The organism is Roseovarius sp. CAU 1744 (assembly GCF_039839345.1).
Taxonomy (GTDB): Bacteria; Pseudomonadota; Alphaproteobacteria; order Rhodobacterales; family Rhodobacteraceae; genus Roseovarius.
In genome coordinates, this window is sequence record NZ_JBDOQV010000008.1 from 157,119 (window position 1) to 171,638 (window position 14,520).

The following is a 14,520-nucleotide window of genomic DNA, read 5'->3' on the forward strand; positions in this document are numbered from 1 at the left end:
CATTCAAGCAAAGGAGGCCTGCCATGCAGGAAGGGAGCTATTCCTATAGGTTATTTGCGCGCAATGACTTCAGCGCGTTCTGGGCATTGTTCACCGACAACCTGATCAACCTGATCGTGCTGTCGGGGATTTGCCAGTTTGTGTTCCAAATGCCCGCCGAGATCGTTTTCGGCCGGATCGTTCCGGGCGCGGCGGTCGCCATTCTGGCCGGGATCTTGGTTTACACGCTGCTTGCGAAACACGTGGCCGAGCGTGAGGGGCGTGACGTGACCGCCATGCCCTACGGTATCTCGACCCCGGTGATGTTTGTCTATCTGTTCGGCGTCATCGGTCCGATCTACTGGGCGACGCAGGATGCGATGCTGGCCTGGCAGGTGGGCATCGGTGCCGGTTTCATGGGCGGTATCGTGGCGGGTCTGGGGGCGATCATCGGGCCGTTCCTGAAACGTGTCACGCCGCGCGCGGGCATGCTGGGGACGCTTTGCGGCATCGCGCTGGTCTTTATTGGCACCGTGCCACTGGCCACGATTTTCGAGGATCCGTTTATCGGCTTTGCCTCGATGATCATCATCCTGTGGGGTCTCGTGGGCCGGTTCCGCCTGCCCTACAACATCCCGGCGGGCCTGCTGGCCCTGGGGGTGGGCACGCTGGTGGCATTGGTCATCGGCAAGGCGTCGATCAGTTTCGAGGGGGTCGGATTCTATCCGCCGCTGCCGTATTTCGGTGACCTGATCGCGGGTATTCAGCATCTCTTTGCCAACCCCGAACTGTTCCTCGTGCTGGTGCCGGTGCAGATCTACAACTTCATCGAGACCATGAACAACGTCGAAAGCGCCGAGGCGGCGGGCGATCACTATCCGGTCGCGCTCTGCCAGGTGACCGATGGGGCCGGTACGATGATCGGCGCGATTTTCGGTTCGCCCTTTCCGACGACGGCCTATATCGGCCACCCGGCCTACAAGCGCATGGGCGCGCATTCGGGTTATGTGATCGGGGTGGGTGTGATCATCCCGCTGGCGGCCTTCCTGGGGCTTCTGGCCTTCCTCAACAACCTGATCCCCGTGGCCGCCGCCGCGCCGGTGCTGGTCTTTGTCGCGCTGAGCCTCATCACCAACACAGCGCATTCGGTCAAGACCGAGCATATGGCCGCCATCACCATCGCGATGATGCCGCATGTGTCGAGCTTCCTGGTGATCAAATGGGGGTCGCTGATGGGCGCGCTTGGCGCTTCGGGTCTGGAGGGGATGCCGCAGCTGGGTGATCCCGACCTGACCGGCGCGATGCTGCAGCAGGGCGCGCATTATGCCGGGCATCTGGCGCTGAGCCAGGGGGCCATCCTGACCGGGCTCATCTGGGGCGCGATCGTGGCCAGCATCATCGACGGTGACTTCCGCAATGCCGGTGGATTTGCGCTGGCGGCGGCTGTCATGGCGATGTTCGGCATCATCCACGGCGCCAGCCTGCACTGGCCCGAACTTGGGCCCATCAGCGGGGGCTACCTGATCGCGGCGGCGTTCCTGTTCATCTATCCGATCTTCCACAAGGAGGATCTGGAGAACAAGAACCTGCCGGTCGACGACCCCACGCAGATCCAGGACGCGTGATCAAGAAGGGCGGCGAAATTGCCGCCCTTCGGACCATCATCGTTGGGGATGAAACAGGGACCGGGGCCTCTTGGATAGGCCCCGGTCTCTTCGTTCAGCCGCGCGTGACCTTCGGAAGCGATCCCTTGCCATGACCTGACAGGCCCCCGGACACTTCCTCGGTTGCTTCCCCGGCCAGTTCTTCGGGCAGGACGAGGTTCAGCGTGATCGCCACGAAGGCCGCCGGCAGCAGGCCCGAGGTCAGCAGGATGCGCAGGGTGTCCGGGAGGTATTGTACGGCATCCGGCTCCAGTTGCAGGCCAAGGCCGATGCTGAGCGAAATGGCAAAGATCACCATGTTCCGCCGGTTCCAGTCCACGTCGGACAGCATCGAGATGCCGGCGGCGACGACCATGCCGAACATCACGATCACGCCGCCGCCCAGCACTTCGATCGGGACGGTGCGGATCACGCCGCCAGCCTTGGGGACCAAGCCGCAGAGGATCAGGAAAATTGCGCCGCAGGTCACCACGTGGCGGCTCATAACGCCGGTCATGGCAATCAGCCCCACATTCTGGCTGAAGGATGTGTTCGGGAAGGCGCCAAAGCACCCGGCCAGCGCCGAACCCAGGCCGTCCGCATAGGTCGCGCCCTGGATTTCCGTATCGGTGGCCTCGCGCCCCGCGCCGCCCTTGGTGATCCCGGACACGTCCCCCACCGTCTCAATGGCCGAAATGAACGCCATCAGGCAAAACCCGATGACCGCCGCTGCCGACATCTCGAACCCGTATTTGAATGGCTCGGGCAGGGCGAAGGCGGCGGAACCCGCCCAGGATCCGGTGATCGCATCGATGCTGAGCATTCCGACGGCGATCGCGTAGACATAGCCGACGATCAGCCCGATCAGCACCGCGGAGATACTCAACATGCCGCGGGCAAAGAACTTGAGCCCCAGCGTGACGAGGATCACCAGCAGTGCCGCCGACCAGTTGAGCAGAGAGCCGTATTCTGCGGCACCCGAGACCTTGGCCGGCACGCCGCCCGCTGCGTACTGGATGCCGACCTTGACCAGCGCCAGCCCGATCATCGTCACCACCAGCCCGGTCACCAGCGGGGGCAGGGCAAAGCGGATCTTTCCGATGAACATGCCCAGCATCGCATGGAACAGCCCGCCAAGGATGACACCCGCAAACAGAGCACCCAGGGCATCGACACCCTTGCCCGCCACCAGCGGGATCATGATCGGCAGAAACGCGAATGACGTGCCCTGCACGATCGGCAGCGCGGCGCCGACCGGACCCAGCGTGATCGTCTGCAGGAGCGTCGCCACCCCGGCAAACAGCATCGACATCTGGATCAGATAGAGCAGTTCGGGAAAGTCGGGCGAGTTCGAGCCGAAACCGAACCCGGCGGCGCCCGCCACGATGATTGCCGGTGTCACGTTGGACACGAACATCGCCAGCACGTGCTGGATGCCAAGTGGGATGGCACGACCCAGCCCGGGAAAATAGTTCGGGTCGCGCAGTTACGCCGGTGTTCCGATTGAATGATCAGCCATGGCTCTCTCCTCGCGTTCAGCTGCAAATCGGCGGCGAGTGCAGGAAGGGCCTACATCTCAATCGCCTCGACTATGTAGGGGTCGTCAAACCAGTGTTCTTCAAGGTTTGCCCCGTCACCGATCCGGTCGACCACGGCAAACTGCCCGGGTGCGCCGATCGGCGCCAAAACGCCGTGCCAGACGCCGCGATGCAGGTTGATCGATTGGCCCGGCGCGGTGACAAAGGCCTTCGGATTGACCGGCGTGCCGTGTTCGTCATCGGCCACGACCACCAGAAAGCGAACCTGCGAAACCGGCATGAAGGCCTGACTGCCCTCGGGGTGGCGTTCGACCATGTCCACCACATGCGGCAAGTGCCGGGCCTTGGCGTCAAACAGGCTGATCCCGGCGCGGCCATCGGCGAAATCCAGCCGCGCCAGATCGTGATGGCGCCCGCACATGCCCTGATTGATCATCTTGGTGGGCTCTCCGCGGGCCTCGATCACATCGCCATAGGGCGCAAATGCGTCGGCGGTCAGCGGGGCGACATCCAGTATTTTCCGCGTCATGACAGCATGTCCTTCAACCGGAACTGGGCGATACGTTCCACCTGTTTGCAGGCCTCGGCGAATTCGGTTTCGGTGTCATTGCCGATCCGCCTTTCGAATGCCGCCCGGATCGAGGCCTTGTCGTGATCGCGGACCGCGATGATGAAGGGAAACCCGTGTTTTGCCACGTAATCCCTGTTGAGATTCTGAAACATCTCGCGTTCGGTATCGGTCAGCATGTCCAGACCGGCGCCGGCCTGTTCCGAGGTGCTTTCCGCGGTCAGCTTGCCGGCTGCCGCCAGCTTGCCCGCCAGATCCGGGTGGGCGGTCAGCACCCCCAGCCTTTCATCCCGGCCGGCGCTGCGAAAGACACGGCAGAGCGCATTGTGCATCCCTGCCGCGCAGTCATGCGCCGGGCCAAGTTCCAAATCAAAGGCACCATCGGCGATCCAGGGAGAGTGTTCAAACACCCCGCCGAATGTCGCGACAAAGCGATGTCTGTCCATCTCGCTCGGGCGAATCGTGTGCCGGGGTTGATGTTTGGATACCCAATGCCTTGCGATGTCGATGCGGCGGGCGCACCAGACATCCCCAAAGCTCTGAATGTATTCGATAAAACGCTTCAACCCTGCAATTTTCCCGGGCCGCCCGATCAGGCGGCAATGCAGGCCCACCGACATCATCTTGGCGCGGCCCTCTTCCCCTTCGGCATAAAGCGTGTCGAACGCGTCTTTCAGATACTGGAAAAACTGCTCGCCGGTGATCCAGCCGGGGCTGTTGGCGAAACGCATGTCGTTGGCTTCCAGCGTGTAGGGAATGATCAGCTGATCGCGGTCCCCCACCTTGATCCAGTGCGGCAGGTCGTCGTCATAGGCGTCGGAGATATAGGCAAAGCTGCCCTGTTCGGCCACAAGCCGCACGGTGTTGCCGCTGCACCGGCCGGTATACCAGCCCCATGGGGCTTCGCCCACGACCTCGGTATGCAGGCGCACGGCCTCGTCGATGGCGGCGCGTTCCTCGGCCTCGCTCATGTCCTTGTGGTCGACCCATTTCAGACCGTGGCTGGCGATTTCCCAGCCTGCATCCTTCATTGCCTGCACGTGCTCGGGGCTGCGCGCCAGCGCGGTCGCCACGCCGTAGATCGTCAGCGGAATGCCTGCGCCGGTGAACAGGCGGTGCAGGCGCCAGAACCCGGCCCGGGCGCCGTATTCATAGATCGATTCCATGTTCCAGTGGCGCTGCCCTGGCCAGGGTGACGCGCCGGGTATGTCCGACAGGAACGCCTCGGAGGCCGCATCGCCATGGAGGATGTTGTTTTCGCCGCCTTCTTCGTAATTGAGGACAAATTGCACAGCGATCTTGGCCCCGTTCGGCCATTTCGGATCGGGGGCGTTCTGGCCATATCCGCGCATGTCGCGGGGATAGCGTTTCATCTGGGCTCTCCGGTAGATTGCTTTATTTGGTTCTAGAACAAAACAATGCGAATGGCTTTCTAAAATTACTTGAAAGAGCTATTTGAAAGAAACCGATGTTCGTTTGACCCGTTACGCGGCAGTAAGGGACCAAGCTTGGGTGCAGACAGAGGATGTGACATGGCCGGATATCTGACAACGCATGTATTGGACACGGCAAAGGGCTGCCCGGCGCAGGGCCTGAAGATCGAGCTATTCCGGGTGACGGACGAGGCGCGCACGCATCTGCGGACGCTGGTGACCAATGCCGATGGCCGCACCGATGAACAGATCCTGCCCGAGGCCGAGTTTCAGACCGGCACTTACGAGCTGGTATTCCACGCCGGCGCCTACCTGGATGCGACCGGCACACCCGAAGAAACCCCGCGTTTTCTGGATGTTATTCCCTTGAGGTTCGGCATGTCCGAAGCGGCACATTACCACGTGCCCCTGCTGCTGTCGCCCTTCGGCTACAGCACCTATCGCGGCAGCTAGGCGGACGGAACGGTCGCTTCGTCGCGCGGAATCAAGGCCGCAGGCCGCCGCGCGATCGCCAGACCGCCCCCCGGGCTGGCGATTGGGTGATGCCAGTGCGTCCTTCGGGTCTTCTTCGATCTTGGCAGCGATAAACTGCGCCGAACCAAGGGGGTTCGCCACCCCGCGGTCTGGCCATCGCGCCGCTTGCGTTGACTGACCGCTCTGGGCTCGCAGCAGTCTTTTCTCTTGATTCAGCTGCGGGTCGGTAAAGACGCCTTGATGTGATCGACCATGAAGTCGATCAGCAGCCGTGTCTTCGGATCCTGCCTGCGGCGGTGGGCATAGAGGCACGCCATCTGGATCGGCACGGGCGGTTCACTTTCCAGCACCGGCACCAGACGTCCGGCCTCGAGATGTTCGGCGACCTCGAATAGCGGTTTCAGGATGATCCCGTGCCCGGCCAGCGCCCATTGCGTCAGCACATCACCGTGATCGGATTCAAATGGCCCCGAGACCGCCACCCGCCGGACACCGTCGGGCGATTGCAGCGGCCACTGGAACTCGGGCGCACCTGCATAGCGCAGGTTCAGGCAATCATGTGCGCCCGATTTGAGTTCATCACTGGATGCAGGCGCGCCCTTGCGGGCGATATAATCTGGTGCGGCGCAGAGCACCCGCTCGCAGTCGGCGATCTTGCGGATCCGCAGCGAGGAATCCTCGGGCACGCCCAGGAAAAACGCGGCATCCAGACTTTCGCCGGCCAGGTCGAGCTTGCGGTCCGACAGGCGCAGGCGGATGTTGATCAGCGGATAGAGCGCCTTGAACTCGGGCACCGCGGGGGCGATCAGGCGCTGGCCCATTCCCAGCGGCGCGGCCACATGCAGCGAGCCGCGCGGCGTCTGCGTGACCGATGTGATCTCGGCCTCGGCCTCGTCCACCGCCTCGAGGATCTTGCAGGCCCCGCGATAGAACATCACCCCCTGTTCGGTCGGGTTCAGCATCCGCGTCGTGCGTTGGAAAAGGCGCACGTTCAGGTGCTCTTCGAGCGCCGCGATCCGGGCCGAGGCCACCGCCGCCGAGATCCGCTGGTCCCGCGCGGCGGCGGACATGTTGCCCAGCTCATAGACGCGTACGAAGGTCCTGACATTGTCCAGATAGGCCATGGGTGAACATTATTAGCTTTCACTTGAAGCAGCTAGGCTTTTTTCCCGAATTCAGGATAATCAACAAAAATGCGATACCTGCGGGTGACTCGTTGGACGGAGGCTAAAAATGCACGATTTTGCGATCATGTGGGACTGGATCGGTTTCGCGGTCCGCTGGCTGCATGTGATTACCGCCATCGCCTGGATCGGTTCTTCCTTCTATTTCGTGGCGCTGGACCTGGGGCTGCGCAAGGTGCCTCATCTGCCGGTCGGTGCGCATGGCGAGGAATGGCAGGTCCATGGCGGCGGCTTCTACCACATCCAGAAATACCTGGTGGCGCCCGAAAACATGCCCGACCACCTGGTCTGGTTCAAATGGGAAAGCTATGCCACCTGGTTGTCCGGCGCAGCGTTGCTGATGATCATCTACTGGGTGGGCGGCGAGCTTTACCTGATCGACAAGACCAAGGCCGACCTGGCGCTGTGGCAGGGCGTGCTGATCTCGGCGGCGTCGCTTTCCGTCGGCTGGCTGGTCTATGATTTCCTGGGCAAATCGGGCCTGGGCGAAAAGCCGACCCTGCTGATGATCTTGCTGTTCGCGCTTCTGGTGGCGATGGGCTGGGGCTACGCCCAGATCTTCACCGGGCGTGCGACGATGCTTCACCTCGGGGTGTTTACCGCCACGATCATGACGGCCAACGTGTTCTTCATCATCATGCCCAACCAGCGCATCGTGGTGAAGGATCTGCAGGAAGGCCGCGAGCCCGACCCGAAATACGGCAAGATCGCCAAGCTGCGCTCGACCCACAACAACTACCTGACGCTGCCGGTCATCTTCCTGATGTTATCCAATCATTACCCGCTGGCCTTTGCGACCGAATACAACTGGATCATCGCTGCGCTGGTCTTTCTGATGGGGGTCACGATCCGGCATTTCTTCAACACGATGCACGCGGGCGGCGGCATGAAGTGGTGGACCTGGCTGGTCACGGTGCTGCTGTTCATCGGGATCATGTGGCTGAGTACTGCGCCGCTGATGCATGACAGCTATGACGACTCCGAGGCGCGGCCGCTGTCGGAAACCGAAACTCGGTTCGCCGCCGCCGAGGGGTTCGACGAGGTGGCCGGGATCATTCCCGGCCGTTGCGCCATGTGCCATGCCCGCGAGCCGTTCTATGACGGTATCCACCGTGCGCCCAAGGATCTTTTGCTGGAAACCGAGGCCGACATCGCCCGCGCCGCGCCGCTGATTTACCTGCATTCCGGCATCAGCGAGGCGATGCCACCCGCCAATGTCTCGTTCATGGAGGGCGACGAACGCCGCGCGGTGATCCGGTGGTATCTGAACGCGATAAAGGGATGAATGACCGCAAGGAAAGGCGCCAATGACACCCGTTTGCGCGGTGCCGGTCCGAAGTGTCAGATGCGGAACAGGGGTTGCAGCAGCCGCGGTACCCACGAGTTGAACCGCAAGGACGCATCGGTGGCCGCCAGGCAGATGCACGGCTCGCCCTCTTCGGCGGTCGGCGTGTGCTCCAGGTCGGCATCTGCAATCTCGACATCGCCCGCACCGTATCGGCCCGTTTCATCGCTGAAGGCACCCTGCAGTACCAATGTCAGCTCCAGCCCGTTGTGCCCGTGATCGGGCACGGCCTGTCCCGCCGGGATATAGAGAAGGCGCACGCTGCCCTCGTTGTTCTCTTCCAGTATCGACTGCCGCGCGCCCATGCCAAGTGATTTCCACTTGGGCGGCAACCCGTTCAGGGCCTGCATCACCGGGGACGGGAAGATGCCGGACCGCTCATGAACCGGCTCAAGCTCTGCGACGGTATCGTCAAGCCGGGACAATATGCTGTTCTTGGCACTCTCCGAGAGGATGATCGGATCGCTGCGTTCCAGAAGGACGCCGCCCGCGCCCTCATGCGCACCAAGCCGCGCCCGGCACTCGTCGCACATCGACACATGCGCGGCCACGACCAGCGAGAACGGCTGCGGAAGCGATCCTGACGCGTAGCTCAGAAGCAGGTGATCTGGGATATGATGGACAATAGAAGTCATGATTGCCGCGTCCCTTTCAGTTCGTGGCGCAGCCGTTCCAGGCCCAGACGGATGCGCGATTTTATCGTCCCCAAAGGCAGGCCCGTTTCAGCGTGAATTTCGCTGTGGCTGAGCTCGCCCAGGTATGCTTTTTCGACCATGAGCCGTTGGTTGTCGCTGAGCGTTTCCAGCGCGTCATGCAGTTTGGCGGCTTCTTGCTCAAGCGCGATGATCTGTTCGCTATCAACCTCGGTCGCGGGTTCAACTTTCAGCTCTTCGGGCACCGGCCGGCGCGTCTTGCGCCGGATATCCACCTGTCGGTTACGCGCGATCTGGTAGATCCAACTGGACACCTGCGCGCGGTGCGGGTCGAATGACGCCGCCTTGTGCCAGACCGAAAGCATCACATCCTGCACGATATCCTCGGCCTCGGCCGAGGTGGCCCCGCCACGCATGATGAACCCCTTGAGGCGGGGGCCAAAAAAATCGAAAAGCTGAGAAAAGGCGCGCTTGTCACGCCGGTCGCGCACGGCAAGCATCCAGAGTGTCTGATCAGACAATGTCTGAGGTGTTTTCTCGCTCAAGTCCCGCTCATTCACATCGTTGGCTGATGCCGCTAACGCATGATAACCGGCGGGTGGCCGGCGTTCCACGAAATTTTGACAGCTCAGGTTTGTCATGTGGGAGTTACGCGCACGGATCCGCGCCGGATCACTTTTTTTGATCCAGCGTCAAACTGCCAGCGTAACCCCTTAAAATACCTGAGGACCAGTATGTCTTTTGACGCCCCAACACCCCATGGACGGAAAATCGCGATCGTCGGCGGGGGCATTTCCGGCCTTGCCGCTGCTTACCTGTTGACCCCCCGGCATGACGTTACCCTGTTCGAGGCCGAGCCACGGCTGGGCGGACATGCCCGTACCGTGCGCGCAGGACGAAACGGCGATCAGCCCGTCGATACCGGGTTCATCGTGTTCAACCATGTGACCTATCCCAACCTGACGCGCATGTTCCACGAACTGGATGTGCCCGTGGAGCGATCTGACATGAGCTTCGGTGTCAGCGTGGATGATGGCCGGCTGGAATATGCGCTCACCAATCTGAAGGCATTGCTGGCGCAGCCCGCCAATCTTGCCAACCCGGCTTTCCTGCGGATGATGCACGACATCCTGCGCTTCAATGCCCGGGCCGAAGCATTGGCCCAGGACGATACGACCACGATTCGCGATCTGGTACAGGAGCTGAACCTGGGCAGCTGGTTCCAGCGCTTCTACCTGATGCCCTTCTGCGGGGCGATCTGGTCCACGCCACCCGATCAGATACAGAATTTTCCGGCGCAATCCCTGCTGCGGTTTTTTCGCAATCATGCGCTTCTGGGTGTCTGGGGGCAGCACCAATGGTGGACCGTCAAGGGGGGCAGCATCGAATATGTCTCACGCCTGCAGTCATGGCTCGCCGCGCATGGCTGCGATCTGCGCCCGGGCATACCGGTCAGGGCGGTGAACCGCGGGCAAGACGCTATCACGATCCAGACTGACCGATACGCCACCGAGCAATTTGACCAGGTCATCATGGCGTGCCACCCCGATCAGGCGCTCAGGCTTCTGTCGCGGCCCACGCGGCACGAACAGGCGATCCTGTCGGACATGCGTTACCAGGACAATCAGATGGTTCTGCACCACGACACTGCCCAGATGCCGCGCCGCCGGGCCTGCTGGGCCAGCTGGGTGTGCCGCGCTGCCGGTGATCCGATGACCTCGCCGGTCAGCGTCAGCTATTGGATGAACAAGTTGCAGAATATCCCCGAGGAGGATCCGCTTTTTGTCACGCTGAACCCGCTGCACGACATTCGCGACGAGTTCATCTACGACGCCCGGACATTTCGCCACCCGGTGTTCGACGTGGCGGCGCTGCGGGCGCAGGAGAGGATGAAGCTGATCCAGGGCGAAAACCGGACGTGGTTCGCGGGCGCCTATCTGCGCAACGGCTTCCACGAGGACGGATTTGCCAGCGCCCTGCGGGTCGCGAAACACCTGGACCGGCAGTTTGCATGACGCAATGGCCGGAACATATTGCGGGCGCGACCACCCATGCCCGGCGCGGCGGGATCAAGAACGCCTTCACCTACGGCGTCGATTACGTGCTGATCGACCCGGCGTCGACATCCGGCCCGCTGCTTTTTTCGCGCAACCGCTTCAACCTGACCGCAGTACAGGACAAGAACCACGGCGGGCCGACCGGCCGCGGGCGCGGCATGGCCTGGGCGCAGGAAGTGCTTGTCCGGGCGGGGCTGCCGGACACCTGCCGCATATTGCTGCTGACGCAGCCATCCTTCGCCGGGTATATCTTCAACCCGGTCAGTTTCTGGCTGGCGGTTGATGGCGATGATCTGCGCGCGGTCATCGCCGAGGTGAACAACCCCTGGGGCGACCGGCACAGCTATCTGTGTCATTTGCCGGATTTCGCGCCGATCACCCCCGGCCGAGCCTTGCGCGCCGAAAAGCTGATGCACGTGTCGCCGTTCCAGGATGTGGCGGGAGAGTATCAGTTCAACTTCGACGTGACGCCGGACAAGATCGCCATTCGCATCGGGTTCAGAAACGGCGGTGATGGTGTTGTCGCCACGCTCACCGGTACCCGCAAGCCGTTGTCGAACCTGTCCATCCTGGGCGCGCTGATCCGCCGCCCCGCTGGCGCCCTGCGCACCATCGTGCTGATTCACTGGCAGGCGCTGCGCCTGAAGCTGCGTGGGGCCGATTACCGCTCTCGCCCGACACCGCCGGAACAAGAGGTAAGTTGATGTTTTCCCTGACCAAACGCCTGAAGCACGACTTTCTGGACAGCTGCGCCGGTATCCGCTGGGGCCGCGTGACGATCCGGACACCCGATGGCGATGTTCATGACTTCGGTCGCGGGGCGCCGCATGCGGAAATGGTGATCAACGACTGGTCGGCGATCGCGGCCGCGGCGGCACGGGGCGATGTGGGGCTGGGTGAATCCTACGTAGCCGGGCTGTGGGACACCCCCTGCATCGAAACCTTCACAACCGTTGCAATCCGCAACATGGATCATCTGCACAGCTATGCCTTTCCGAATTTCTGGAGCAACCTGAAGTTTCGCGCCATCGACCGGATCATGCGCGCGAACTCGTTGCGCGGCGCGGCGCGCAATATCCGGACGCATTACGATGTCGGCAACGAATTCTACCAGCTCTGGCTGGATCCGGGCATGACCTATTCTTCGGCGCTCTATGCCGAGGGCGACGATGACCTGGCCCGCGCGCAGAACCGGAAATACGACCGCATCCTCGACCGGCTGGGCAAGGGCGAGCGCGTGCTCGAGATCGGGTGCGGTTGGGGCGGATTCGCCGAACGCGCCGCCGACCGGGGTCGTCACGTCACCGGTCTGACGATCTCGCCCAGCCAGAAGGGGTATGCCGATGCGCGGCTTGACGGACGTGCCGAGATCCGGTTGCAGGATTACCGGAAGGCGTCGGGCACCTATGACAACATCGTGTCGATCGAGATGATCGAGGCCGTGGGCGAGCGTTATTGGCCCACCTACTTCGCCACGCTCAGATCGCGGCTGTCCGAGGGTGGGCGCGCCATGGTGCAGGCCATCACCGTGCCGGATGTGAATTTCGACATCTACCGGAACTGTTCGGATTTCATCCGCCAATACACGTTTCCCGGCGGCATGCTGTTGTCGGATGCGATGATCGCCTGGCACGCCCGCAAGGCCGGGCTGAGGGTCTGCGACAATTTCGCGTTCGGACCGCATTACGCCCGGACCTGCCGCGACTGGTCGGCGCGGCTGGAGGCGCGGCAGGGCCGGATCACTGCCCTGGGATTTGACGAAACCTTCCTGCGCACCTGGCGCTACTATCTGGGGATCTGCGCGGCGGCTTTCGCCACGGGCCAGTCCAACGTGGTCCAGGTGGAGCTTGCCCATGCCTAGATGGGTGCTCATCGCCTGCCTGGTGCTGGCGGTATTGCCGGCGCGGGCCACCGAAGGGCCCGCCCTGATCGCCCGCATGTTCGATACGCCGGCGCTGCGCGGCGAGGCGACGTTTCGCTGGCTCGGGGTGCCGCTTTATACCGCGCGCTTCTTTACACCGGATGGGCAGGCGTTGAGTTGGCAGAAACCGGCGGCTCTGCAACTGATCTATGCCCGCGACTTCTCGCGACAGAGCCTGGTCGATGCAACCATGTCCGAACTGGAAAGAATGGAGGGCACGCGCGCGGACCATGCCGAGCTTGCGCAGAAACTCGTGCCCTGTTTCCGGGATGTGGGGGAGGGGGATCAGTTTGTCGCCATTGCCACCACCACGGACGAGGTGCAACTCTATTTCAACGGCGCCCCGACCTGCCAATTGCGCCACGCCGAGATCAACGCGCGCTTCCTGGGTATCTGGCTGTCGGATAACAGCCGCGCGCCAGAGCTGTCGCGGCGCCTCAGGGGCGGGTGATGCGGTACCTGAATGTCAGCCTGTTCGCGATGCTGTTGGCGGCGGCGGGCCTGCCTCTCTATATCCACCTGCCGCGCTTTGCCACCACGGAACTGGGGCTGAGCCTGTCTACGGTGGGCGTGATCCTGATCGGCATCCGGGTGCTCGATTTCGTGCAGGATCCGTTGATCGGCAGGGCGATCGACCGGTGGCGGCGGTCGCAGCAGCTGTTTGCCTGGCTCGCCGCCCTGGGGATGGCCGCGGGGTTCCTGATGCTGTTTTCGGTCAGCCCGCCGATTATGCCCGAGATCTGGCTGACCCTGTCCCTGATCATCGTCTTTTCCGCCTATAGCCTGGGCAGCATCCTGTTCTACGGCCAAAGCGCCGCCATCGCCGGCAGCAGCGCGGCGCGGGACATGTACCGCCTTGCGGCATTCCGCGAGGCCGGGCTTATCGCCGGGATCATCCTTGCCGCGATCGCGCCGACGGGTCTGGCCGCGTTTGCCGGCGCCGGGACAGGTTACACTGCTTTTGGCTATGTGCTGGCGGGTGTGGCCATCGTCACCGCGTTCCAGACGCGCACGCTCTGGCGGCGGGCGGCCTCGCCCGAGGCTCCGCTGACGCTCGCGGCCCTCAGAAATGCGGGCGGTTTGCGCCTGCTGCTGCTGGCATTCGTGAACAGCCTGCCGGTCGCCATCACCTCGACGCTGTTCCTGTTCTTCGTCGAAGATGGCCTGCTGCTGCCCGATCTGTCGGGTCCGTTCCTGATCCTTTTCTTTCTGGCCGCGGGCCTCTCGGTGCCGCTCTGGTCGCGGCTGGTCACGGCGCAGGGCGCCAGGCGGATCCTGATCCCGGCGATGTCGCTGGCCATCATCAGTTTTGTCGGCGCCGCCGCGCTGCCGCCCGGCGCGGCCTGGGTGTTTGGCCTGATCTGCGTGGCGTCGGGCGCTGCTCTCGGGGCGGATATGGTCATTCTGCCGGCGCTGTTTGCCACGACGCTGGCGCGTGCGGGCCTGCAGGCGGGGCAGGCGTTCGGCGTCTGGTCCTTCGCCGCGAAATCCTCGCTTGCGCTGGCCGCCATCCTGCTGTTGCCTGCGCTTGAAGTCAGCGGTTTCACCCCGGGCGGAGACAACAGCCGGCAGGCGTTGACGACGCTGACGGCCGCCTATGCCATTCTGCCCTGCCTGTTGAAGCTGATCGCCATCGCCCTGGTCCTGAAACTGCCGCAGGAGGATCTGAGCTGATGTATATCCAGCGGGACGTGCGGCCATCGCCCCGCCTAGGGGCCGCCCGCA

Annotated in this window: 14 protein-coding genes; 8 read left to right on the forward strand and 6 right to left on the reverse strand. The window is 62.9% G+C overall.

All coding sequences use genetic code 11. The annotated features are described in order from the left end of the window. Positions 1-23 precede the first annotated feature (23 nt). Positions 24-1,604, forward strand: a complete 1,581-nt coding sequence (locus AAFO92_RS17080; protein ID WP_347537145.1) for a xanthine/uracil/vitamin C permease — start codon at positions 24-26, stop codon at positions 1,602-1,604. A gap of 94 nt (positions 1,605-1,698) precedes the next feature. Here AAFO92_RS17080 and AAFO92_RS17085 read toward each other — a convergent pair whose 3' ends face one another. The 3 genes from AAFO92_RS17085 to puuE all read right to left on the reverse strand — a co-directional run bounded on the left by AAFO92_RS17085 (position 1,699) and on the right by puuE (position 5,101). Beyond that, on the reverse strand, positions 1,699-3,108 hold the full coding sequence (locus AAFO92_RS17085; protein WP_347537332.1) for a nucleobase:cation symporter-2 family protein: 1,410 nt from the start codon (positions 3,106-3,108) through the stop codon (positions 1,699-1,701). Positions 3,109-3,191: 83 nt separating this feature from the next. After that, on the reverse strand, positions 3,192-3,689 hold the full coding sequence (locus AAFO92_RS17090) for an ureidoglycolate lyase (RefSeq protein ID WP_347537147.1): 498 nt from the start codon (positions 3,687-3,689) through the stop codon (positions 3,192-3,194). Then, positions 3,686-5,101: an allantoinase PuuE gene (gene puuE, locus AAFO92_RS17095; RefSeq protein WP_347537148.1), complete on the reverse strand. Its 1,416-nt coding sequence runs from the start codon at positions 5,099-5,101 to the stop codon at positions 3,686-3,688. The genes AAFO92_RS17090 and puuE overlap by 4 nt, the downstream gene beginning before the upstream one ends. 159 nt (positions 5,102-5,260) lie before the next feature. Between puuE and uraH the strand changes: the two genes are divergently transcribed. Continuing rightward, entirely contained in the window at positions 5,261-5,614 is a 354-nt protein-coding gene (gene uraH, locus AAFO92_RS17100; protein ID WP_347537150.1) for a hydroxyisourate hydrolase, read from the forward strand. Between the two features lie 233 nt (positions 5,615-5,847). Here the strand turns inward: uraH and AAFO92_RS17105 are convergent, their stop codons facing one another. Then, positions 5,848-6,759, reverse strand: coding sequence for a LysR family transcriptional regulator (locus AAFO92_RS17105; protein WP_347537152.1), 912 nt, complete (start codon positions 6,757-6,759; stop codon positions 5,848-5,850). 109 nt (positions 6,760-6,868) lie between these two features. Here AAFO92_RS17105 and AAFO92_RS17110 point away from each other — a divergent pair, with 109 nt between their 5' ends. Next, positions 6,869-8,104, forward strand: coding sequence for a urate hydroxylase PuuD (locus tag AAFO92_RS17110; protein ID WP_347537154.1), 1,236 nt, complete (start codon positions 6,869-6,871; stop codon positions 8,102-8,104). A 56-nt stretch (positions 8,105-8,160) separates the two neighbouring features. On the opposite strand, the gene AAFO92_RS17115 is transcribed toward AAFO92_RS17110, so the two are convergent. Both AAFO92_RS17115 and AAFO92_RS17120 read right to left on the reverse strand, forming a co-directional pair. Continuing rightward, positions 8,161-8,799, reverse strand: a complete 639-nt coding sequence (locus tag AAFO92_RS17115) for a ChrR family anti-sigma-E factor (RefSeq protein WP_347537156.1) — start codon at positions 8,797-8,799, stop codon at positions 8,161-8,163. After that, the gene (locus tag AAFO92_RS17120) at positions 8,796-9,362 is read right to left on the reverse strand and encodes a sigma-70 family RNA polymerase sigma factor (RefSeq protein ID WP_347537158.1); all 567 of its coding nucleotides are present in this window, start codon (positions 9,360-9,362) and stop codon (positions 8,796-8,798) included. The genes AAFO92_RS17115 and AAFO92_RS17120 overlap by 4 nt, the downstream gene beginning before the upstream one ends. Positions 9,363-9,551: 189 nt before the next feature. Between AAFO92_RS17120 and AAFO92_RS17125 the strand changes: the two genes are divergently transcribed. The 5 genes from AAFO92_RS17125 to AAFO92_RS17145 are packed head-to-tail and all read left to right on the forward strand — an operon-like array spanning position 9,552 to position 14,469. Continuing rightward, positions 9,552-10,832 carry an FAD-dependent oxidoreductase gene (locus AAFO92_RS17125; RefSeq protein WP_347537159.1) on the forward strand — a complete coding sequence of 427 codons (1,281 nt, stop codon included), beginning with the start codon at positions 9,552-9,554 and terminating at the stop codon, positions 10,830-10,832. Next, on the forward strand, positions 10,829-11,578 hold the full coding sequence (locus AAFO92_RS17130; protein WP_347537161.1) for a DUF1365 domain-containing protein: 750 nt from the start codon (positions 10,829-10,831) through the stop codon (positions 11,576-11,578). Before AAFO92_RS17125 ends, AAFO92_RS17130 begins: the two co-directional genes overlap by 4 nt. Further along, positions 11,578-12,735 (forward strand): cyclopropane-fatty-acyl-phospholipid synthase family protein, encoded by a 1,158-nt coding sequence (locus AAFO92_RS17135; RefSeq protein ID WP_347537163.1) that lies wholly within the window; start codon positions 11,578-11,580, stop codon positions 12,733-12,735. Before AAFO92_RS17130 ends, AAFO92_RS17135 begins: the two co-directional genes overlap by 1 nt. Next, complete coding sequence (locus AAFO92_RS17140) at positions 12,728-13,246, forward strand: chalcone isomerase family protein (protein WP_347537165.1); 519 nt, start codon at positions 12,728-12,730, stop codon at positions 13,244-13,246. Before AAFO92_RS17135 ends, AAFO92_RS17140 begins: the two co-directional genes overlap by 8 nt. Further along, complete coding sequence (locus AAFO92_RS17145) at positions 13,246-14,469, forward strand: MFS transporter (protein ID WP_347537166.1); 1,224 nt, start codon at positions 13,246-13,248, stop codon at positions 14,467-14,469. The genes AAFO92_RS17140 and AAFO92_RS17145 overlap by 1 nt, the downstream gene beginning before the upstream one ends. Positions 14,470-14,520 lie beyond the last annotated feature (51 nt).